General features: G+C 60.4%; 16 protein-coding genes. 3 read left to right on the top strand and 13 right to left on the bottom strand.

Going from position 1 to position 23,127, the window contains the following annotated elements; translation table 11 throughout:
* Positions 1-250: 250 nt before the first annotated feature.
* From KIH75_RS08755 to KIH75_RS08745, 3 genes are all read right to left on the bottom strand, one after another.
* Positions 251-1,492 carry an AGE family epimerase/isomerase gene (locus KIH75_RS08755; protein WP_219056332.1) on the bottom strand — a complete coding sequence of 414 codons (1,242 nt, stop codon included), beginning with the start codon at positions 1,490-1,492 and terminating at the stop codon, positions 251-253.
* Positions 1,493-2,702: 1,210 nt separating this feature from the next.
* On the bottom strand, positions 2,703-4,151 hold the full coding sequence (locus tag KIH75_RS08750) for a glycoside hydrolase family 26 protein (protein WP_219056331.1): 1,449 nt from the start codon (positions 4,149-4,151) through the stop codon (positions 2,703-2,705).
* Positions 4,151-6,340, bottom strand: a complete 2,190-nt coding sequence (locus tag KIH75_RS08745) for an alpha-galactosidase (RefSeq protein ID WP_219056330.1) — start codon at positions 6,338-6,340, stop codon at positions 4,151-4,153. The genes KIH75_RS08750 and KIH75_RS08745 overlap by 1 nt, the downstream gene beginning before the upstream one ends.
* A gap of 207 nt (positions 6,341-6,547) precedes the next feature.
* On the opposite strand from KIH75_RS08745, the gene KIH75_RS08740 reads away from it, so the two are divergent.
* Together KIH75_RS08740 and KIH75_RS08735 are read left to right on the top strand one after the other, a co-directional pair.
* The gene (locus tag KIH75_RS08740; protein ID WP_236028181.1) at positions 6,548-7,306 is read left to right on the top strand and encodes a hypothetical protein; all 759 of its coding nucleotides are present in this window, start codon (positions 6,548-6,550) and stop codon (positions 7,304-7,306) included.
* A gap of 111 nt (positions 7,307-7,417) precedes the next feature.
* Positions 7,418-8,038 carry a YesL family protein gene (locus KIH75_RS08735; RefSeq protein WP_219056329.1) on the top strand — a complete coding sequence of 207 codons (621 nt, stop codon included), beginning with the start codon at positions 7,418-7,420 and terminating at the stop codon, positions 8,036-8,038.
* A gap of 42 nt (positions 8,039-8,080) precedes the next feature.
* On the opposite strand, the gene KIH75_RS08730 is transcribed toward KIH75_RS08735, so the two are convergent.
* The 8 genes from KIH75_RS08730 to KIH75_RS08695 all read right to left on the bottom strand — a co-directional run bounded on the left by KIH75_RS08730 (position 8,081) and on the right by KIH75_RS08695 (position 16,155).
* The gene (locus KIH75_RS08730) at positions 8,081-9,457 is read right to left on the bottom strand and encodes an MFS transporter (RefSeq protein ID WP_219056328.1); all 1,377 of its coding nucleotides are present in this window, start codon (positions 9,455-9,457) and stop codon (positions 8,081-8,083) included.
* Between the two features lie 129 nt (positions 9,458-9,586).
* Positions 9,587-10,336, bottom strand: coding sequence for an amino acid ABC transporter ATP-binding protein (locus tag KIH75_RS08725; RefSeq protein ID WP_219056327.1), 750 nt, complete (start codon positions 10,334-10,336; stop codon positions 9,587-9,589).
* A gap of 50 nt (positions 10,337-10,386) precedes the next feature.
* Positions 10,387-11,358: an NAD(P)-dependent oxidoreductase gene (locus tag KIH75_RS08720; protein WP_219056326.1), complete on the bottom strand. Its 972-nt coding sequence runs from the start codon at positions 11,356-11,358 to the stop codon at positions 10,387-10,389.
* 68 nt (positions 11,359-11,426) lie between these two features.
* Positions 11,427-12,722: an aminotransferase-like domain-containing protein gene (locus tag KIH75_RS08715; RefSeq protein WP_219056325.1), complete on the bottom strand. Its 1,296-nt coding sequence runs from the start codon at positions 12,720-12,722 to the stop codon at positions 11,427-11,429.
* Positions 12,723-12,850: 128 nt separating this feature from the next.
* Positions 12,851-13,597 carry an amino acid ABC transporter ATP-binding protein gene (locus KIH75_RS08710; RefSeq protein WP_219056324.1) on the bottom strand — a complete coding sequence of 249 codons (747 nt, stop codon included), beginning with the start codon at positions 13,595-13,597 and terminating at the stop codon, positions 12,851-12,853.
* Positions 13,594-14,304: an amino acid ABC transporter permease gene (locus KIH75_RS08705; RefSeq protein ID WP_219056323.1), complete on the bottom strand. Its 711-nt coding sequence runs from the start codon at positions 14,302-14,304 to the stop codon at positions 13,594-13,596. The genes KIH75_RS08710 and KIH75_RS08705 overlap by 4 nt, the downstream gene beginning before the upstream one ends.
* A gap of 11 nt (positions 14,305-14,315) precedes the next feature.
* On the bottom strand, positions 14,316-15,164 hold the full coding sequence (locus tag KIH75_RS08700) for a transporter substrate-binding domain-containing protein (RefSeq protein ID WP_219056322.1): 849 nt from the start codon (positions 15,162-15,164) through the stop codon (positions 14,316-14,318).
* Positions 15,165-15,324: 160 nt separating this feature from the next.
* Entirely contained in the window at positions 15,325-16,155 is an 831-nt protein-coding gene (locus tag KIH75_RS08695; RefSeq protein ID WP_219056321.1) for an amino acid ABC transporter permease, read from the bottom strand.
* 357 nt (positions 16,156-16,512) lie between these two features.
* On the opposite strand from KIH75_RS08695, the gene KIH75_RS08690 reads away from it, so the two are divergent.
* Positions 16,513-17,526 (top strand): ribose-phosphate diphosphokinase, encoded by a 1,014-nt coding sequence (locus KIH75_RS08690; RefSeq protein ID WP_219056320.1) that lies wholly within the window; start codon positions 16,513-16,515, stop codon positions 17,524-17,526.
* Positions 17,527-18,516: 990 nt separating this feature from the next.
* Here the strand turns inward: KIH75_RS08690 and KIH75_RS08685 are convergent.
* On the bottom strand, positions 18,517-20,340 hold the full coding sequence (locus KIH75_RS08685) for an ABC transporter ATP-binding protein (protein ID WP_219056333.1): 1,824 nt from the start codon (positions 20,338-20,340) through the stop codon (positions 18,517-18,519).
* A 10-nt stretch (positions 20,341-20,350) separates the two neighbouring features.
* On the bottom strand, positions 20,351-22,177 hold the full coding sequence (locus tag KIH75_RS08680; protein ID WP_219056319.1) for an ABC transporter ATP-binding protein: 1,827 nt from the start codon (positions 22,175-22,177) through the stop codon (positions 20,351-20,353).
* Positions 22,178-23,127: the final 950 nt, after the last annotated feature.

Raw genomic sequence — 23,127 nt, 5'->3', positions numbered from 1 at the left:
CCCTCACGCCCCCTCAACTCCCGCCTCCCCAACCTCAGTCCCCTCATAACCGAAATCAGACAAAACCGGCCAATTTTTGTCCGATTCCGGTACGGGGGTCCACACCGCCCGGAATCAGACAAAACAACGGCCCGCTGACTTCCCGAAACGGAAGCCAACGGGCCGTTCTCATGTCACCGGTTCGCAGGGGAGAAAGGAAGGAGGTGAAGAAAAACCTTGCGAAGGGGTCACAAACTCATTTCGCCGGCACTCAGCCCTGCTTCTTCGCCGCGGGGGCGATGGACAGGCTCGGATCGCGCAGCGGAATCATCATGGACTGCGTGGCGTGGTACAGGTCGGACTTGCCGGGCCACACGGTGCCGATCGGCTGGTTGGAACGGTCCAGCTGATGGAACCAGGAGCCGTTGACGTGATCCATGACCGTGCTGTCGGCATAGTCGAGGAACGTCGCGTACCACTTGGCGTAGGAGTCCTTGCCGGTGACGCGTGCGAGCGTGGAGGAGGTGTTGATGCCTTCGGCCAGCGTCCAGTGCATACGATCGTGGACCACGGGCTTGCCGTCCCAATCGGTGGTGTAGACGAGGCCGGGAGCGCCGTCGGCGTTCCACGCGTCTTCGACCGCGCGGTTGAACAGGTGCTCGGCCGCGTCGATGTACGGTGCCGCGGCGGCCGGATCGGTCGGGTACGTGCTGGTCGCCCACTGGGTGATCAGTCGCGCCCATTCGATGCCGTGGCCGGGGGTCGCGCCGTACGGCTTGAACTGGTCGTCCGGCTTCTCGCGGTTGCATTCGAGATCGAGCGACCAGTCGGAATGGAAGTGTTCGGGGATGCGCCAGTTGTTGGACTTCGCCCAGCCGAGCACGTGCTTGATGATGCGGCCGGCGCGTTCACGCCAGACTTCCTCGCCGGTCACGTCGGCGACCGCGAGGAACGCTTCGACGGAGTGCATGTTGGCGTTAAGACCGCGGTACGGGTCGAGTTCGGTGAATTCGGTGTTCCAAGTGTCGACGGACAGGCCGACTTCGTCATCCCAGAACTTGTCGAGGAAGACCTGCTTCGCATGGTCGAGCAGTTCGGCTGCGCCGGGACGGCCGAGCAACGTGGCGGAGGAGGATGCGAGCAGTACGAAGGCGTGCGCATAGCACTGCTTGGTGGGGGCATAGCCGCCTTCGGGGGTGATTTCCGGGTACCAGCCGTCGTTGACGTCGTCGTGCAGTACGCCGCGCAGGCCCTTGATGCCTGCGTCGACCAGTTCCTCGGCGCCCGGGAATCCGACGAATGCGCCCAGGCAGTACACGTGGGTCATGCGGCAGGTGATCCAGGTGGCGCGATTGCGGTCCTTCCACGGGGTGCCGTCGTCGCCCAGCCAGTACGAGCTGCCGTCGGGGGCGGGGAATTTCACGCCGAAGTTCAGCAGATTATCGCGCGCCGCATCGAGGAATGCCTTGTTCTCCGGCGTTCCCAGCTGATACTTCGCATCTTCAACAGCCATGTCAAGTCCTTTCTTGCGGCTTGTTCCGTTGTCGGTTCCGATGTGGGACCGAGGCCAGGTTCCGAGACCAGGTTCCGAAGTTGGAGTCGGTTCCGATTGTTCGGTTCTTTGGCTCTTCGATTCCGGATCGGTGGTCCCGGGTTTTGGCTTTGCCGGTTTTGCGTCCGACTTGGCTCATGCCTCGGTTTTGCCCGGTTTCGGCACGGTTCCTATCCGGCTCCGTGTCCGACTCTGGGCCGAAATCGGTTTGGTTCCGCGATTGTGGTCGATACCGACCGCAACGGGCTCCATTGCCGATCACGATTCCGTTGTCGGATCCAGCTCCGTTCAAGTTCTGTTATTCATCTCCGCGTTCGGGAGGCTGCTTCGCGCTCCCCCGGCCGTTGCCCCCCATCGTACAGCTTAAGCGCTTAAGCCGCAAGAGCGACACGCTTCTTCCCCCGATCATTTCCGCCCTTCCCCATCACCGAAATCAGACAAAATCAGACCAAATCTGTCCGAAAACGGTACGAAACTGCCCGAAGTTACCCGGCCCCGCCCCGAAACCGTCTGACCTTGCCCCTCCCCATCACCAAAATCAGACAAAATCAGGCCAAATCTGTCCGATTCCGGTATGAGACCACCCCAAGCTACCCGAGACTACCCCTGACCGAAATCAGACAAAATCAGACCAAATCTGTCCGATTCCGGTATGAGACCCCCCAAGCCACCCGAGACCGACCAAGACCACCCGAAACTGCCCAGCTCCACCTCCTCTCCATCACCAAAATCAGACAGAATCAGCCTCTTTCTGTCCGAAAACGGTACGAGACTGCCACCCGAGACCCCCTGACCGAAATCAGGCAGAATCAGGCCAAATCTGTCTGAAAACGGGAAAGGGAGTTGCCCCGCATGACCGGAATCAGACAAAATTAAGCCAAATCTGTCCGATTCCGGTACGAGCCTGCCCGAGACCGCCTGACCTTGCCTCTCCCCATTACCGAAATCAGACAAAATCGGCCCATTTTTGTCTGAAAATGGGAAAGGGCGAGAGCCGCTTAGCTCCCGCCCATGTCTTCCCCTGTCTTTCCTGGAATCAGACAAAATCAGCCCATTCCTGTCCGAAAACGGTAGAGAAGCCAGTATGTTTTCTCCAGTCTGCCCCTCACCTGACCGGATTCAGACAAAATCGGGGCGATTTTGTCTGAAAATGGGGAAACGCTGGCCGCCGTCAGTCGTAAAGAGGCGGAACGGTGTTGGCCATGCGAATGAAGGGATGCTCGGCGAAACGACGGAAATCGGCCGCATAGCGCGATCCGGCAACCGGCGTGCCATACGCGCCGGTCCCGGCGGCGCCGGGATCGTTGCGCCACGGCATGTACCACAGCACCCGCCGCGTGTCCTCGTTGGCGAGCGCCGCGGTCAGCAGGTAGCTCGTCCACGGGGAGTCAGCCGGGGTAGCAACCGGCGTATTGCCCGAAGCACCATCCGGAGCGACACCAGTCGTCGCCTCAGCACCAGCCGCACCGTCCGCAGCATCAGCCACACCAGCCGACAAGCCAGTTCCAGCACCGCCCCAACCGCCGCCCCACTCAAGCGCGGCGGCATCCTCGTCGCTCATCGCATACCGGCACGCGAATTCGCCGGGCGACCCGACTTCCGTGGCCGCGGCGATCTTGCCGCGTTCCTTGGCGAGCCGCCCCACCAGGCTCAGCATGTCGATCAGGTCGTCGTGCCGTTCGCGCGGCTGCTCGGCTGCAACCTCGGCGGGCGCGATGTCCCAGTAGTCGTCGAATCCGAGCACGTCCACGTAGTCGTCGCCCGGGTATGCGTACAGGTATCCGGCTTCGCGCGAGGCGTTCGAACTCATGTCGATGCGGCTGCGGTCGGGCGAGTAGGCGTACAACACGTTGTGCAGTCCGCGCACGTCGCGCAGGTATTCCACGGTCATGCGCCACAGGGCGATGAACTGTTCGGGCGTGGTGTCGGTGGGCCGCGCGGGCGACCCGGTGCACCACCAGAACCAGTCGCCGGTGTGTTCGTGGAATGGGCGGAACACGATCGGCACGGATTCGCCGCTTTCCCCGTCCACTACGGAGTCGAGGAATGACGCCACGCGGTCCAGCCATTCGAGGAACTGTTCGTGCCGTTCGCCGCCGGGCAGCACTGCGGCCACGGATCCGGGCGCCATGTTGTGCCCGTACCCGCCGAAGGTGATCGGATTGGCGGAATGCCAGCTCATGGTCACCATCGCGCCCATGTTGTAGGCGCGGAGCAGTTCGTCGCGCACGTCGCACATGGAGAAGCCGTCGATGTTGGTGGTTTCGTCGCGTTCGACGCCGCTCAGGTCGCTGCCCCACAGGGCGGGGTAGGTGCCGGTGACCGCGTGCACGTCGGAGTCGGTGCCGCTGCCGATTACGTTGCTGGTTTCGTTCTGATGACCGAATAGGGCGAGTTTGCCGCTTGCCTGATGCAGTGACGTGAACAGGGCGCGTGTTGTCGCGTTGAGCTGTGGGTCGACGGGCTGCGGGGTCGGATCGGCGGCGGATTCGACGGTGACGGGCGTGCCGAAATAGGCCGCGCTCGCCGCGTTCACACCCGCCGCGCCACCAGCCGCATCAGCACCCGCGTCACCAGCGCCAGCACCAGCCGCACCCGCAGCGCCATTCACCCCGCGCATCACAGCGCCTCGAATTCGAGGATCACGGCCTGCATCGGCCACAGCGGCGGCACCTGCAGTCCGATCTGTTCGAGCAGCTGCCCGGACGCTTCGAATCCGCCATTGCGCGCCGCAGCGATCCACTGCGGGGTGTTCCAGCCCCAGCGCGGCTCGCCCACTTCGTCGCGCAGGCGCACACGGTAGGTGCGGGCGGGGTCGAGCCCGCGCACGCGCAGTCGTTCGGCGAGCACGTCGCGCAGGTTGGTCGTGGTCGCGACCACCCATACGGCGTGCGTGCCGTCCGCGGAGACGACGCCGCGCCCGCGCAGCGCCGGGTCGATGAAGTCGGCGTGCTGCACGCGGCCGGTGTGCAGCACCCCGCGCAGTTCCTTGTACAGTGCGACGAACGCTTTGAGCGAGGCCAGTTCCTCGTCGGAGCATTCGAGGATGTTCCATTCGAAGCCGCTGCACCCTTCGAGGGAGATGGCCGCACGATAGCTCACGTCGGTGGCGCGCCAGGTGGAGTGTGCCGGTGAGGGGCCGACGTGTGCGCCGATCATTTCGGGCGGCACGACGAGTTCGGTGTAGCGCTGGATGTCCACGCGGTCGCGCGGATCGTTGGAGTCGGAGCCCCAGATGCGGTCGGCGTGCTGCAGGATGCCCGCGTCGGTGCGTGCGCCGCCGGAGGAGCAGCTTTCGATTTCGAGCTTGGGGAACTCGCGCTTGAGGTCGTCGAACAGGCGGTAGCAGGCCAGGGTCTGTTCGTGCAGCCCGTAGTGGCCGTCGTGCACCGGTTCGGTGACGTCGCGGTTGTGATCCCATTTGATGTAGTCCACGCCGAGCTGCCCGACGAGCGCGGCCATCTGGTCGTGCACGTGGCGGTAGGCGTCCGGGTTGGCCAGGTCGAGCACGTACTGCGTGCGGTACGACACGTCTTCGCGGTAGGGGACGGCTTCGGGCGCGGCGAGGATCCAGTCGGGGTGTTCGCGCGCGCAGTCGGAGTCGAGGTTCACCATTTCGGGTTCGAACCAGAGGCCGAATTCCATGCCGAGCCGGTGCACGTGTTCCGCGAGTCCGTCGAGGCCGTTCGGCCAGACGGCGGGGTCGACCACCCAGTCGCCCAGGCCTTTGGTGTCGTCGCGGCGCAGGTGGAACCAGCCGTCGTCGAGCACGAAGCGTTCCACGCCGACTTCGGCGGCGCGGTCGGCGAGCTTTTTGAGCGTGGCTTCGTTGTGGTCGAAGTACACGGCTTCCCACGTGTTGAGGGTGAACGGGCGGGGCTTTTCGGCGGGGTCGACGCGGCCCGGCGTGCCGCGCAGCCAGGTGTGGAAGCGGGCGGCCATGCCGTCGAGGCCTTCGTTGGAGTAGGAGAAGCAGACTTCCGGCGTGGTGTAGTGTTCGCCGCCGGCCAGCTGGATTTCGCCCGGTCCGAGCAGTTCGCCCGCGCCGATCAGCGGTTCGTGGGTGGGCAGGTTGTCGATGCGGTAGGTCTGGTTGCCGCTCCATGCCAGGTGGCAGGCCCACACTTCGCCTTCGCTCCATTTCGGTTCGCCGTTGGTGGCGATGAACATCCACGGGCTTTCGTGGCTGGTTTTGCCGTGACGGCATTCGCGGGTGATTGAGCCGGATGGCAGCGCAGTGCTGCGTGCCTGCTTTTCGAGCGGCCAACGACCGGTGAATTGGGTGAGCGTGTCGACGCGCTTGGGCATGGGGAGGGTGGATTCGAGCCAGTTGACGGTGAGCGGTTCGTTGCTTGCCGACAGGTTGGTGACGGTTTGCGTGATGAGGATGAGGCCGCCGTGCTGCAGGGCGAGCACGAGTTCGAGGCGGACTTCGTTCACGGCATCTTCGGCGGTGATGGTGATGGAGGTGCCGAAGTCTTCGGTTCCTTCGGATGCGATGGCGGTGGAGACGCTGGTCCAGCGTACGAATACCGGCTTGGCGCCACGGTAGGCTTCGAGGCCCGGGCGCCCTGCGAACGCTTCGGCGCCTTGCGGCAGCAGCGACGGGCGCAGCGCGGCGTCGGGCTTTTCCTGCGGCGGCGTGACTTTGAGCGTCATCATGTCGAGTTGGGCGAGCAGCATCTCGTCCTGGCTTACGCCGAAATCATGGCCCCAGTATTCCACCTGCGGCATTTCGTTCACCGGTGTTTTCAGTACCACGCATACGCCGTCGCGCTTGAGCACTGCATGATTACCTTGGTCGAACATCGTTGTTACCTTGTTTCCTTCCACTCCGCCCGTGCGTGCCGTGCGCCCGCATCCGTATCAGCTGGTGTGCGTCCGCGCGGCCCCGCGTGTGCGGAGAAGTTCAGGGGATGTGATCCCACCTCTGCGTTGAAGTTGACTTTTCTTTGACTGCAGTATACATTAAGCGGTTAAGTAAACCAAATGGTTTTAGTAAACTGAGGTGACCCCATGGCAGCGATGAAGCTGGGTGAGAAGCTAACCGACAAGCTAAGCAACGAGCTGACCGACGAGCAGCGCCAAGCGGTGAACGTGCTCTCCGTAGCGCCCGAGCACGCCGGCGAAAGCAAATTCGCGGTGTTCCGTTCGCTTCCAGCGCGTGCCAAAATCGTGTACTTCCGCGAGCACTTCCTCGTACCCACGCTCGCCGCCGTCATCATCATCGCCCTGCTCTCGTTCATGGTCGTGAAAGCCGTCACGCCGTCCACCCGCCCGAAGCTGTACGCGGCGGTCGTCGACAGCGCCATCACCACCACCGAAGCGCAGCAGCTCCAGCAGGAATTCTCCACCGAACTCGGCCAAAGCGTGAACATCGACAGCTATTTCGACACTACCCGCGACGGTCTCGACAAGCTGCAGACCATGCTCTCCTCCGAACAGATCGACGTGATCATCGCGCCGAAAACCATGTTCAAACAGCTGGCCGGGTACGGGTATTTCAGCGATCTCGCCACCTCGCTCAGCGCCAAGCAGCGCAGCGGACTCACCGGCGACCTGGTGCAGTTGCACGGGTACGACGACGCCGATGACGACGATCCGGACGTGTCCGGCAGCGGCAAAGGCGCCATCAAGCCCTACGGGCTAAGCCTGGCGAACGCGAAAACGTGGAACAAGCTCGATTCCGCCGATTCCAAAGCCCTGATCGGCATCGCCGCGAACACCAAGAACGCGAATACGGCGAAGCAGTTCATCGACTGGCTGTACCGGTAGGCGCGGATCCGGATTCCTGATTCCATCGCACCACACACCGCACCACACCCCACACACCGCACCCCGCACCGCACCACGCACACCGCACGCACCCCAAGCAAAGGACCCGACATGGACTCGCAATTCTTCCGCGAAGACAACCCCTACAACGTATTCATGAGCACCATAGGCGATCTCGCCATGCTCTCCGTCGCCTGGACGGTCTGCTCGCTGCCCATCGTGACCATCGGCGCCTCCACCACCGCCGCCTGCGAAGTGGCACGCACCATGCAGGAACACCGCGACAACGGCATCTTCCGCGGCTTCTGGAAAGCGTTCAAACGCCGCCTCGGCACCACCTTCGCCCTCACCGCGATCATCGCCGCCGTATGGGCGCTCGCCGCATTCGACCTGCGGTTCCTCTCCCAGCAGTCCGGCGACACCGTATCCGTCATATACGGCATCACACTCGCCATTTTCGCGGTCATCGGCATCGCGCTCGCCTTCGTGCTGCCATTGACCGGGCGCAGCAAGCTCAGCGTGATGGAGCAGATCAAGCAGTCGGCGCGACTGGCCATGATGAAGCCCGCAGTCGCGCTCGCCGTCTTCGTGCTCGATATTCTGCCGATTGCCCTGCTCGCCACCGTTCCCGGCGCGATTGCATGGGTGCCGTTGCTGTGGGCGATTCTCGCGGCGGGCGGTTCCGCATGGTTGCAGATGTACATGATCCGCAAGGCGTTCTCGCTGGAGTGAGTCTCGCTGGAGTGAGTGCCGGGCGGTGCGCCACCCGTCGGCTCAGGCCGCGCCCCGCGTGCCCCGCATACCCCGCGCATCCCGCGAAATCCGCAGGAACCACAGGTACAGCAGGATGCCAACCGCCGCGCAAATGCCGCAGATCACGAACATCATCCTGAACCCGCACAGGCTGGCCACATACCCCCACACCATCGCGCCGCCGCCGTATGCCACGTCGCCGGAGGCCGAGAAGAAGGCGGTGACCCGGCCGCGCTGCTGAGGCTCGATTCCCTGCAGAACAAGCGCGTTCATCATCGGTTGCAGATTCGCCTGCCCGGCACCGTACAGGAACGCGGCCACCAGCAGCACCGCGAGATTGCCGGCGTTGGCGATGAGGAAGAACGGCGCGATCACCATAAGCAGGCTGACCGCGATGACCGCCGGTTGCGGGAAGCGGATGAGCTGTGGCGATACCACCAGGCGGACGATCACGGTGGAAAGCGATGCGACCACGAAATACATGCCGACGTTGGCGATGCGCAGTTCGACGGCGTATTGGGCGATGAACGCAGTGACTCCGGCGGCCGCGCAGAATACGACGAACATGATCGCGCTCGGCAACACCACGCTCGATCTGAGCAGCAGTGCCACAGTACCGCTCCCCCGCGTTCGGCCGGCGCCTTTGCCGGCCTCGGCGGCACCATCGCCGCCCGCAGCACCCCCCGTTCCAGCAACGCCAGCAGCACCAGCAACGCCAGCAGCACCGATGTCAGCGGCACCAGCGCCAGCGCCTTTGCCTGCCCCGCGCCCCACCGCCACGGGATTGACCTCCAGGAACAAGCTCAACAGCAGCGACGCGGCGGTAAGCACCACGCCGACCACGAACAGCGCGTCATATCCGAACCGCTCCACCACGGCAAGCCCCAGCATCGGTCCGATGGCGCTCGGCACCACCTGGGCCAGGCTGAAATACCCCAAACCGACCTGCAGGCGACGCGGCGGAATCAGATCGGCCGCGATCGTGGATGTCGCGGTGGTCTGCATACCGTTGCCGATACCTTGCAGAAAACGCAGGCAGAACAGTATCAGCAGCGTTCTGAACACATTCAGCAGCGTGAAGTCGACCACCAGTATGATCAGGCCGATGATGAGCATGATCCGCCGTCCGTACCGGTCGATCATCATGCCCGTGGGAAAGCGGAAGATAAGCGCGGAAATGCCGAGAATGCCGACGATCGCACCGGATGCGGTGGTCGATCCGCCCAACGATTCCACATACAGCGGCAGGGTTCCCATCTGCGTGGTGATCGCCGTGGACGCCAACGCCGCGATCACCATCAACAGTATGAAATCGCGGGTCCACAGCCGTTCCTCCGTCTCGCCGTCGACCCACGGCATACGCGCCGTGCGCATCGCCTCTTCCTTCACCGCGCTCATCGTCATCTCCCTTGCTTCAGCTCGTCTGCATCAACCTGCTTGCATCAACTCGCTTGCCTCAACCCACCCGCTTCGCATCACGCTTCGTATCACACTTCGCATCACGCTTCACACGCTTCGCATCGCCATCTACCCGGCGATATCGAAATTACCGAGGAAATCCCTCGTCCTCTCCTGCTTCGGGTGATCGAACACCTCGGACGGCGTGCCGCTTTCCACCACCACGCCACTGGCCATGAAGATCACCTTGTCCGCAACCTCCCTGGCGAACTGCATCTCATGGGTGACCACGATCATCGTCTGGCCGCTATCCGCCACCTGCCGCATCACGCCGAGCACATCACCCACCAGCTCCGGGTCGAGAGCCGACGTGGGTTCGTCGAACAGCAGCAGGTCGGGAGACAACGCCATCGCACGCGCGATGCCGACGCGCTGCTGCTGGCCGCCCGAAAGCTGCGCGGGGTAATAGTCGGCGCGTTCCAGCATGCCAACGCGCCCCAGCATGTCCACGGCGATGGCGCGCGCCTCCTCCTTGGGCATCTTGCGCGGCCCCACCAGGCCCTCCATCACGTTCTGCAGAACGGTCATGTGCTGGAACAGTTCGTAGGTTTGGAACACCATCGCCGTATGCAGCGAAACCTCCCTGCGGGTGTTGCTGCCCACATGGCTGAAATCGCATCGGATCTTCTCACCAAGCGCGTAGGTTCCCTCATCGGGTTGCTCCAGAAGATTCAGACATCTCAGGAACATGGTCTTACCCGACCCGCTGGGGCCTATGATGCACACCACTTCGCCCTTCTCCACGGCGAGGGACACTCCCTTGAGAATCTCATTGCCACCGAAACGCTTCTTCAAACCTTCAACCTGCACCTGCAACATGATGTTCTCCTTTCCTCCACGTATCCACGTGTCTCCGTATGCGCCATGCGCTACATCACCAGGTTCTTCGACGTGCCATTGAGGATGACGCTTCTCGCGTTATCCAGCGCGGTCTGCGCGATTTCGTCCACGGCCCGCTGCGTGTAGTAGGCGATATGCGGGGTGACGATCACGTTGGGGTATTCCGACAGTTCCCGGTAATACGGGTTTTCCGCCCAACCGCACGACATGTACAGTTCCTCGTCCTCCAGGGTGTCGAGCGCGGCTCCGCCGATATGCCCGGTTTTCAGTGCGTCCAGCAGCGCATTGGTGTCGACGATGCCGCCTCGCGCGGTGTTCACCAAGCAGCTGTTCGTCTTCATGGCGGAGAACGCCTCCGCGTCGAACATATGCTCGGTCTGTGCGGTCAGGGGAACGTGGATGGAGATCACATCCGACCGTTCCAGCAGATCATCGAATCCGACGTATTCGACGCGACCGTCCAGTTGCGGATTCACGCTGGAACTGTAGGCGATGACGTGCCCGCCAAGCGCCAGCACGCCTTCCGCGACGACCGCGCCGATACGCCCGGTGCCGACGATGCCGACGACCACGTCGGACAGTTCGCGCCCGATCATCGTGCGGCTGTCATCGGTGTCCTTCTCCACGGCCGGAATGCCACGCAGCAGTTCCAGGATCGACATCAGCGCGAAATGGCCGACGGATGTGGGGCTGTATGCGGGAACGTTCGTGACATGGAATCCGTACTTCTCCGCCCATTCACGGTTCAATCCGTCGATGCCCGTGGCGGTGATCGACAGCTGCCTGATGCCGTAATCGTGCAACGTGCGGTACATCGATTCGGATTCCTTCATACCGCTGCTGAGATACGTGCAGATGCCGTCGTAGTCGCGGGCGAGTTCGATATTGCCTTCCGTCAGCCCCTCATGCACGCAGGTGACCGGAATGTCATGCTGCTTGGACCAACGTTCGATGGCCGGTTCGGCCATGGGATTCGCTCCGAAATAGATCAGTTTCATCATGTGTCCTTTCCTCGTATCCTCGTATCCTCGTACGCACGTGCGCTCGGCGGCGCCCCGCGCCCAGCGCTCTACTGCACGATCGCCGCGCCCGCCGGTTCCAGACGTGCGGTGGCGAGACTGTGCTCCCGGTACCCGTCCTGGTCGAATTCGAGCTCGCTGAGCGGGTGGATACGGCTTTCCTCAAGCACTTCGCCGATGATCGCGATGCCACGGCCGATCTCCTCCAAGGACGGTCGGGTGAAGTTCAGCCGGAAATCATGCTCGTAGCCTTCGCCGGTCACGCTCATGATGTCTCCGGGAATCACCGCCACATGGCGTTGGGCCAGCAGCCCGTAGAATTTCTCCGGATCGATGTCGTCGGCCATCCTGCAGCCGATGAAATACCCGCCGGTCGGGCGAATGTAGCGCAGCATATCGTTCGGAATCTCATCCAACGCCGTGATCATCGCCTTGGCCTTGCCGCGGTACAGGCGCTTGAGATACTCCACATGGCTTTGGAAATCGTAGTTTTCGATGAATTCGGCGAGCAGCACCTGCCAGTAGTAGTTCGAATGCGAGTCGACGACCTGCTTGGCCACGATGAGTTTGCGCATCAGTTCGCCGGACGCCATGATGAATCCGAGTCTGGTGCTCGGCGCGAGCACTTTGGAGAACGAACCGGAATAGATCACCCTGCCGTCCGTATCCATGGACTTGATCTTCTCGATCGGCTCGCCGGTGTACAGCAGTTCGCCGTACGGATCGTCCTCGAAGATCACCACATCGTATTTGCAAGCGAGCTCATACAGGGCGCGGCGCTTCTCCACCGGCATCGACGTGCCGAGCGGATTCTGGAACGTGGGGATCACGTAGATCATCTTCACGTTCTCGGTGGTTTGCAGGATATGTTCGAGCGCGTCCAGATCCATCGACTCCTCGTCCAAGTCCATCGGCACCGGCATCGCGGTCACACCGTAGCTTTGCACCGCCTTGACCGCGCCGGAGAAGGTCTGATCCTCGCACAGCACCACATCGCCCTCATCGCACAGCACCTTGACGGCGAGATCCATGCCCTGCGTGGAGCCGGAAACAATCATCACGTCGTCGTCGGAGTCGATGCCGCAGTATTTCGACAGGCGCTTCTTGATGAGTTCGCGCAGCGGCGCGTAGCCTTCGGTGGGCGAATACTGGAGGAACGTGTCCGGAGCGTATTCGGTGTACATCTTTTCGGAGATGGTGCGAAGCGTGTCCATGGGGAAGGCGTCGGTGGACGGGTACCCGTAGGCGAAGGAGATCACGTCGCCCTCGTCCTGGACTTTCTTCGCATTGTCGCGAAGCTTCGAGGAGGTGAGATGTTCCACACGGTTGGCGAATGAGTACTGCATGTCTTGCTTCTTTCAATGGGTATGTCTTATGTCATTTGTCGGATGCCACGGCGGGCGGCTGGTTGGTGAGTTCGGTCGATGCGTTCTATCGATGCGTTCTGTCGATGCGTTCGATGCGTTCTGCGCGGTCAGACGGCGAGCTGTTCGGTGAATCGGGAGAGGAAATCCCTCGTCCGCTGTTCCTTCGGATGTTCGAAGATCTCCTTCGGCGTGCCCTGTTCGAGCACGACGCCCTTATCCATGAACACCACGCGATCGGCGATTTCGTAGGCGAATTTCATCTCATGCGTCACCAGGATCATGGTCGCGCCGGCGTTCGCGATATCGCGAAGCAGATTGAGCACCTGACCGACCAGTTCGGGGTCGAGCGCGGAAGTCGGCTCGTCGAACAACGTGATCTTCGGATTCAACGCGAGCGCCCTGGCGATGCCGATGCGCTGCTGCTGGCCGCCGGACAGCTGGCTCGGGTAGAAATCCTTACGCTCGGCGAGCCCGACCTTGTCGATCAGGTTGCCGGCAAGCTCGTACGCCTCCTCCTTGGATTTCTTGCCGGTGGCGATGGCCGGCATGGCGATGTTCTCCAACGCGGTCTTGTTCTGGAACAGCGCGTAATTCTGGAACACCATCGCCGTCTGGCGCTGATAGTCGAGAATGTCGCGCTTCTTGGCCGTTTTCGCGTTGATGCGCATATCGTCCAGTTCGATGGTGCCTTCGTCCGCGCGTTCCAGGAAGTTCAGGCACCGCAGGAACGTCGTCTTTCCCGAACCGCTGGAACCGAGGATGACGATGACCTCACCGTCCTCCACGTCCATATCGACGCCGTTCAGTACCTGCTGCTTGCCGAAATGCTTACGGATTCCACGGATTCTCATCATCGTGCCACACTCCCCATTCTGCCGACCAGTTGACGTTCCACCAGTCCGGTTCCTTTTTCGATGCAGACGACCACCACCCAGTAGATGAGTGCGACGCCCACGTACGCCTCCAGGAAGGAGTAGCTTTGCTGCCCGGAAATGGTGGCCGCGGAGAAAATGTCGACCACGCCGACCATCGAGCACAATGCCGACGCCTTGATGAGGTTGATGAGCAGATTGCCGAACACCGGCAGAGCCACGGGAATGGACTCGGGAAGCAGAACCCGTCTGATGGTCTGGCCGCGGGTCATGCCGATGGATTGCGCCGCGTCAAGCTGCCCTTTGCGGATGGAGGCGAACGCGCCTCTGAAGATCTCGCTGCCGTTGACGATCGCCATAATGCCCAAGCCGACGATGGCGATCCACATGGTGTTGATGTTCTTGAACCGGATGGACCAGTGCAACGATTCCGCAATCGGGTCGAACGCCGTGGAGCAGAAGAGGTACATGGCCAGCAGGATCAGCACGATCGGCACACCCTTGAACAGGGTGATGATGACCTGGAGTACCGGCGCCACCACCTTGACCCGGTAGTAGCGGAGCAGGGCGATGATCAGGCCGAACACCACGCCGATGGCGAGCGCGACGACCGGGATCAGCAGGGTGATGCCGAGATAGTGGATGGAGTAGATGATGGAGGCGACCATCGCGTCGATGTTGAACTGCATGATGTCACCTCTCAGTCCTCCGGCACGTAGTCGGCGCCGTAGTACTGTTCGGACAGCTTCGTGAAGGTGCCGTCCTTTTTCAATTCGGCCATGGCCTTGTTGACGCGGTCGACGAGATCTTTATCGTCGTTCTTGTTGAACAGGATGTAGGAGGAGGACTTGTTGACGGCTTTATCGCTGCCTTTCAGACCCTTGTGGAAGGCGTCGTTCCACAGGTCCAGCGAATATTGCGGGGCGAGGGTGGCGTCATAGGACCCTGCGGTGAGCCCCTGCACGATCTGCTCGTTGCTGTAGGTGCCGTAGGTGAGTTTGAAGGCGTTCGGATGCTCCTTCAGGTACGCTTCGGCCATGGCCGCCTGGTTCGTGGCGGTGGTGACGTACACTTTCTTGCCCTTCAGTTCGTCGAAGGTCTGGTAGACCTTGCCGTTGGAGGGGTCGGAGATGATAAGCGTATCCCATTTGGTCAGGCCCACCGTGCCATACGTGAACTTGGCTTTACGTTCCGCGTTGTTCTCGTATTCGTATGCGGCGATCTGCGCCTTGCCGCTGCTGAGGTTGGAGAGGGTCGTCGGGAAATCGGTGCCTTCGAACGTGAACTTGTAGTACTTGGAGAGCTTCTTTTCCACGGCCTTCATGATGGCGATGTCGTAACCGTCGAGTTCGCCGTCCTCGTTCATCGAGCAGAACGGCTTGCCGTCGTTGCCGGTGGCGATGACGATTTCCTGCTGGCCTCCGCTGGTGGACGATGCGGCCGAAGCGGATGAGGAGCCGCATGCGGCGAGCGAGCCGAGGGAGAGCATGGCGACGAGGGAGGCCGTGCAAACGGTGAGGAAACGGGTGGTCTTGCGTGCGTTGTTCATGATCTGTTCTTTGTCTTTCTCTGTGTTTTTCTCTGTATCTTCTGAATCTGGTGACTTCTGCGAGCGAATCCCTGGATTCGACGATCCGTTGGGGTTCTGTTGGGAGCCGCGTTGGAAGCCGCGGGACTCCAGGGATTGCTTGGGATTGCTTGGGATTGCGTTAGCGGGTTTCCGCGGAAGCCGCGACCGTGACGGTCGCCGGAATCGGCTGGGGAACCGGCTTGACGAGCGGCTGCGAAACAGCCGACTCACGCTTCCAACGGATAAGCTGCGGGGCGCGAAGCTTGGGAAGAACGATGCTGTGCTTCGAGGTGAAGCTCATCCGCGTTTCGATCGCGGCGAAAATGCGCTCCAGGATGAAGCTGAGCACAATGAACAGCAGCGCGGCACCCATATAGGCTTCCATTGTGTGGAAGGTATAAGCGCCAAGCGCCTTGGCACGACCCACCACATCCACAACACCGATGGTGAACGCCAACGAAGTGTCCTGAAGCAGCGCGATCGTCGTAGTACCGAAGGACGGCATGGCGATACGGATCATCTGCGGCATGATCACCTTGGCATACATCTGCATTTTGGTAAGACCGCACGCAACGCATGCGTCGAACTGATGCCTAGGAATGCTTTCGATGGAAGCCCTGATGGTTTCCGATTGGAAAGCCGCCGTGTTAAGGCTGTATGCAATATAAATGAAAATTACTTTATTCCATTGGGAAATATCCAATGAAAAAAGCGATTTAAGAAGAATAGGGACTCCGTAATACACAATATAAAGTTGAACAAGAATCGGAGTTCCACGGACGAAAGAAACGAAAACCGCACAGATCTGACTGAGAACAACGGTTTTTTCAATTCTGATGAATGCGATGAGGCTTCCGAGGATAAGTCCCGCAATCGTTGCAATTCCAACGATTGCCAACGTGACTGGAAGCACTGCTATGAGTTTTGGAAGATATTTTCCTACCAGTGACCAATTAAAATAGTCTGACATCAGATATTCTCCTTCCACCACAACACACAGGTGGTCTGACGCATGTGATCAAGGCAAGTGCGCGAAGATCAATCTCTTGTGAATACACGGAAAGCAATTTCAATCCTTTCAGGGGGAAATTAGAAGCATATAGCTGGAAAACTTGCCTTAAACCTAAGGTCAAAAAATTACGCTTAACCATCGCTAAAGTTACGAAAAAAATTCGTATATGGCAGCGTGATAACACAAACGTAACGATTCGGGCGTCTACGGGGCGAGGGGCACTTGACAGACCGATGACCATCTCATGACATGGCTACGGGTACACTGGTGAAGGCTATTTCTTGCTCGTAGAACACAAAGGACGGCAGCACAATAATGTCAACGATTCTTGAGGGCACTCCGGATAAACGTATGGCGCTGGTCACGGGCCGCGCGTACCCCGAACTGGCCAAGGAGGTCGCAGACTGCCTGGGCACCCAGGTGTTGGAAACCACGGCATACGATTTCGCGAACGGCGAGATGTACGTCCGCTACACCGAACCGGTGCGCGGCGCCGACGTGTTCGTGCTGCAATGCCACTACGGCGACATCAACAAGTGGATCATGGAACAGCTCATCATGGTGGATGCGCTGAAGCGAGCATCGGCCCGCACCATCACCGTGGTCGCGCCGTTCATGGGCTACTCCCGCCAAGACAAGAAGCATCAGGGCCGCGAGCCCATCACCGCCCGTCTCGTCTACGACCTGTTCCGCACCGCGGGCGCAAGCCGCATCATGACCGTCGACCTGCACGCCGCGCAGGAGCAGGGCTTCTTCGACGCCCCGGTCGATCATCTGACCGCCACCCCCGTGCTCATCGACTACGTGCGCAACCATCTGCCGCTGCCGAACACGACCATCGTCTCCCCCGACGCGGGTCGTATCAAGGTGTCCGAACAGTGGGCCGCCAAGCTCGGCGGGCTTCCGCTGGCGTTCATCCACAAGAGCCGTGACATCACGCGCCCGAACCATGCCGTGGCGCATGGCATCATCGGTGAGGTCGAGGATCGTGACTGCGTGGTCGTGGACGATATGATCGACACCGCCGGCACGATTTGCGAAGCCGTCCGCACGTTGAGGAACGCCGGTGCGAGAAGCGTGACGCTCGTCGCGACGCACGGACTGCTGTCCGGTCCGGCCGTGGAGCGTCTGCGTGATTGCGGCGCCAGGGAGATCGTGCTGATGGACACCGTGCCGGTTCCTGAAGAGAAGCGCCTGCCGAATATGACCGTGCTGTCCGTGGCCCCGCTGCTGGCCGCCGGAATCCGTTCCGTTTTCGAAGAGGGTTCCGTGGCGACGCTGCTGGAGGGCCTGCCGGAAGACATGCGCCCGCGCAACATCTACGCCTGATTCGCGCCGTTTCCCCGGATTTCTCGCGAATGGCCGGGCGGCGTATACAGCTAGCCCCTAACCCCTACTGAGCGTGGGCGGGTGCAGGATTATTATTCCGCACCCGCCCACGCTCATTCATTTCCATCCCTCATTACCGAAATCAGACAAAATCGGGGCATTTCTGTCCGATTCCGGTAAAGACACCCCCAAAATCCCTCATCCCCTCATTACCAAAATCAGACAAAATCAGCCCCATTCCTGTCCGATTCCGGTAAAGACACCCCCACAATCCCTCATCCCCCCATTACCAAAATCAGACAAAATCAGCCCATTTTTGTCCGATTCCGGTAAAGGGATTCCCAAGGTCTGCGCCTGTTTCCCCCTCGCCACCCGACATCCCCCCGTTACCAAAATCAGACAAAATCAGCCCATTTCTGTCCGATTCCGGTAAAGGGGTACTCAAAACCTCCCGCCCCTCATTACCGGAATCAGACAAAATCAGCCCCATTCCTGTCCGATTCCGCTAAAGGGATTCCCAAGGTCTGCGCCCGTTTCCCCTCGCCACCCGACATCCCCCCGTTACCAAAATCAGACAAAATAACCCCATTCCTGTCCGATTCCGCTAAAGGGATTCCCAAGGTCTGCGCCCGTTTCCCCTCGCCACCCGACATCCCCCCGTTACCAAAATCAGACAAAATAACCCCATTTTTGTCCGATTCCGGTAAAGGGGTACCCAAAACCTCCCGCACCCCGTTACCGAAATCAGACAAAATCGGGGCATTTTTGTCCGATTCCGGTAAAGGGGTACCCAATCCGGAAATGGCCGGGCGGCGTGGAACGTGTTCGACACACTCAAGGCCGTTTGGCCAAGCTTACAGTCTCACACGCTCCACGCCGCCCTCTTAACCAAGACTCAGCGTAGCCACATGGTGAAAGCGTCGCTAGGTGGATACGCTGAGCGGCTCAAAGCCGCCTGCGCGAACCCGCGAACCCGCGAAAGCCCAGCGGCTACTGCGCCAGCGTGAACTGCGAGTTGTAGATACCCGCGTAGAAGCCGGACTTGGCGAGCAGTTCCTCATGGGTGCCGCGTTCGACGATATCGCCGCCGTCCATCACGAGAATCATGTCGGCGTCGCGGATCGTGGACAGACGGTGCGCGATCACGAACGACGTACGACCCACGGTCAGCGCATCCATCGCCTTCTGAATCAGCTCCTCGGTTCGCGTATCGACCGACGAAGTCGCCTCGTCGAGAATCAGGATCGGCGCATCCTCGACCATGGCACGCGCGATGGTGAGCAGCTGCTTCTGCCCCTGCGACAGCGACGCCTTGTCGTCAAGCACGGTGTCGTAACCGTTCGGCAGCGACATGATGTAATGATGCAGACCCACCGCCTTGCACGCCGCGATAATCTGCTCATCGGTCACGCCAGGCTTCGAATACGCGATGTTTTCACGCACTGTTCCACGGAACACCCACGTGTCCTGCAACACCATCGAGAACTGATCGTGCACGTTCCAACGCGGCACGGACTTCGTGTCGACGCCGTCGATGGAAATCGAACCGCCGGAAATCTCGTAGAAGCGCATAAGCAGGTTCACCATCGTGGTCTTGCCCGCGCCGGTCGGGCCGACGATGGCGATCTTCTGGCCGGACTTCACGGAAGCGGAGAAGTCCTTGATGATCGTCTTGTCGGGATCGTAGCCGAACTGCACGTGGCTGAACTCCACGTCGCCGCGCACCGGCTTGCCGTTCACGCCGAGCAGCGCCTGCTTGTCGGATTCGTCGGCCATTTCCGGCTCCTCCAGGAAGTTGAACACGCGCTCGGAGGCGGCGGCGCAACGCTGCAGGTTCTGGAATGCCTGCGCGAACTGGGAAAGCGGCTGCGTGAACAGACGGATGTACATCATGAACGCCACGATCACGCCGAACTCGATCTTGCCGTCCATCGCGAGCACCGCGCCGACCACGCACACGACCACGTAACCGAAGTTGCCGATGAAGTTCATCAACGGCATCATCAGGCCGGACAGGAACTGGCTCTTCCAACCGGAATCGTACAGATCCTTGTTGTACTTTTCGAAACGTTCGATCGAATCCGCCTCACCGCAGTACGCCTTGACCACGTTGTGGCCGGCGTACATCTCCTCGACATGGCCGTTCACGTCGCCCAGCGCGATCTGCTGGCGGGAGAAGTACTTCTGCGATGCCTTCATGATCACGCCCATGATGATCAGGCCGAGCAGCGCGGATCCGATGGCGCACAGCGTCATGATCACGTTGTTGTAGAACATCATGATGAGCGCGCCGAAGAACAGCGTGATCGACGTGATGAGCGAGCCGAGCGACTGGCCCAGCGTCTGGCCGATCGCGTCCACGTCGTTGGTGATACGGCTGAGCACGTCACCGTAGCTGACCTTGTCGAAATACTTGAGCGGCAGCTTGTTGATCTTCACGCTGATCGCCTCGCGCAGCTGCTGGGCGGTGCGTTGCGTCACGTTCGCCATCAGCCAGCTTTGCACGTAGCAGAGCACCGCGTAGCCGACGTACAGCGCGACCAGCAGCCAGGCGATACGGTTCACCGCGTCGAAATCGATCGAACGCAGCACCGGCTTGCCTTGCACCATGGCCGGCAGGCCCTTGGTGATCTCATTGGTCATGTCCTTGAGCTTGTCCGGGCCGACAATCTGGCACACCGTGCCCGTCGCGCCCAGAATCAGCGCGATGATGATGACCGGAATGTAGCGCTTGCAGAAGCGCATGAGCTTCTTCATCACGCCGCCGAAATCCTGCGGTTTCTCAACGGGCCCGCGTCCGCGCCCATGTCCCATGCCTGCCATGTCAGCGACCTCCCTTCAATTCGTCCTCACTGAGCTGCGACTGCGCGATCTGACGGTAGACGTCGCAGTTTTCCAGCAGTTCCTCATGCGTACCTTGGCCGACCACGCGACCTTCGTCGAGCACGACGATGCGGTCGGCGTTCATGATCGTGCCGATGCGCTGCGCGACGATCAGCTTGGTGGAATCCTTCGCCTCTTTGGCGAGCGCGTCACGCACGGCGCGATCGGTTTTGAAATCGAGTGCGGAGAAGGAGTCGTCGAAGATCAGGATCTCCGGGTGACGGTAGACGGCGCGGGCGATGGACAGGCGCTGCTTCTGGCCGCCGGACACGTTGGAGCCGCCTTGTGCGATGGCGGATTCGTAGGTGTTTTCCTTCTTTTCGATGAATTCGGTGGCTTGGGCGACTTCGCATGCGTTGCGCACGGCGGCGAGGTCGGTGGTTGCGGTTGCGGCGGTTGCGGTTGCGGTTGCGGCGGTGCCGGTTGCGGAATCTTCGGACCCACCGAACGATTTGTCACCATAGCTCACATTGGATGCGATGGTCCCCTTGAACAGGAACGACTGCTGCGGCACGTACCCGATCTTGTCGCGCAACGCCTTAAGCGTGTAGTCGCGCACGTCGACGCCGTCGACCAACACCTGGCCTTGCGTGGCGTCGTAGAAGCGCGGCACAAGGTTGATGAGCGAGGATTTGCCGGAGCCGGTGGAACCGATGAACGCCACCGTTTCACCCTTCTTCGCCTTGAAAGTAATGCCTTCGAGCATGGCCTCGCGCGAATCCGGGTACGTGAAGGAAACGTTGCGGAATTCGATTTCGCCGGTTTCGCCGGACTCACCCTCGGTGCGCGTGCCGTCGACGACCAGCGGTTCGGTGTCGATGACCTCAAGCACGCGCTGCGCGGACACGTCGGCGCGCGGCCACAGCACGAACACCATGCTCATCAGCAGGAAGCTCATGATGACCTGCACGGAATAGCTGGAGAACACGACCATGTTGGAGAACGTGGACAGCTTGTCGGTCAGGCCAGCGGCGTCAATCAGGTAGGCGCCGATCCAGTACACGGCGAGCATGAGGCCGTTCATGATGGTGTTCATCAGCGGCATCATGAGCGCCATCACGCGGTTGGTGAACAGCTGGGTGTCGGTGAGTTCCTTGTTGGCCTCGGTGAACTTGACTTCCTGGTAGTCCTCGGCGTTGTAGGCGCGGACCACGCGCAGACCGGTGAGGTTCTCGCGCGCCACCAGATTGATGTTGTCGGTCAGGCGCTGCATGGACTTGAACTTCGGCATGACCATTGCCATCATGACGGCGACCGCGCCCATCAGTACGACCACGGCGATGCCGGTGGCGAGCGTCCATTCGAAGCCGTCGCCCGCGATCTTGCAGATCGCCCAAACAGCCATGATCGGCGACTTGACGATCATCATCAGCCCCATGGTGATGAACATCTGGATCTGCGTGATATCGTTCGTCGATCTGGTGATCAGCGATGCGGTGGAGAATCGGCTCATTTCCGCCGGTCCGAAGCTTTCGACCTTGCTGAATTCGAGCGAGCGCAGACGCTGGCTGAACGAGGCGCCGACGCGGGCCGCCACATAGCCAGTGACGACCGCGCAGGCGACCGAGCCGAGCGAGACGAGCAGCATTTTGCCGCCCGCAACCCAGATGTCGTGCATTTCGCTGCCGGGGGTTTCCACGAGCGTGGTGATGTCGGACATGTAGTCCGGCAGGGTCAGGTCGAGCCAGATCTGCCCGACGATGCTGACCAATGCTATGAGCATTTGGCCTATCTCCGCTTTGGAGAGGTATCGCATGATGCGAAGCATGCTTGGTTTCCTTCTCTAGTGTGTTGTTGGTTGGTTACGTGTTGAGGTTGGTTACGTGTGATGTGTGTGGTGTTGGTTGGTTACGTCGGTCGGTCAATCATGTTGGTCATTGGTTGTCGGGGTTTAGGAATTGGTTGCGTTGATCGGTTAGTCAACGTTGGTTGCGGTTGGGTGTTGGTTGTCTGTTGGTTTGGTTATCGGTGTTATTGGATTGGGTTGATTGTTGGATTATGTATGTCTGGTTGCGATCGATCACAACCGGTTCGATTGTTTACGATGTTTAATTACTTACACCGTAAGATAATATGCCTATTTCTGTGTATTTGCTGAGAGCGATTCGCTTTTACCATTCCTCCACCCAATTACCCAACTCCCTCATTACCGAAATCAGACAAAACCAGCCTAATCCTGTCCGATTCCGGTAACGGACCCCAAGTCCCACGCCCCGCTCTTTACCAAAATCAGACAAAATGAGGCCGATTCTGTCCGAAAACGGTACGAGGCAGTCCCACTCATGACCGAAATCAGACAAAACCAGCCTAATCCTGTCCGATTCCGGTAACGGACCCCAAGCCCCACACCCCGCTCTTTACCGAAATCAGACAAAATGAGGCCGATCCTGTCTGAAAACGATACGAGGCAGTCCCACTCATTACCGAAATCAGACAAAACCAGGCCAATCCTGTCCGATTCCGGTAACGGACCCCAAGTCCCACGCCCCTCACATAACCAAAATCAGACAAAATAAGGGCAAATTTGTCCGATTCCGGTAACGGGAGTTCCAGGGCCCATAACCCCGCATTACCAAAATCGGACAGAATAGGGCCGATCCTGTCTGAAAACGATACGAGGCAGTCCCACTCATTACCGAAATCAGACAAAACCAGGCCAATCCTGTCCGATTCCGGTAACGGACCCCAAGTCCCACGCCCCTCACATAACCAAAATCA

Origin of the sequence: Bifidobacterium pongonis (genome assembly GCF_019331805.1) — a bacterium.
Taxonomy (GTDB): Bacteria; Actinomycetota; Actinomycetes; order Actinomycetales; family Bifidobacteriaceae; genus Bifidobacterium; species Bifidobacterium pongonis.
Note: the sequence above shows the minus strand (reverse complement) of the source record. Positions and strands in the feature narration are given on the sequence as shown.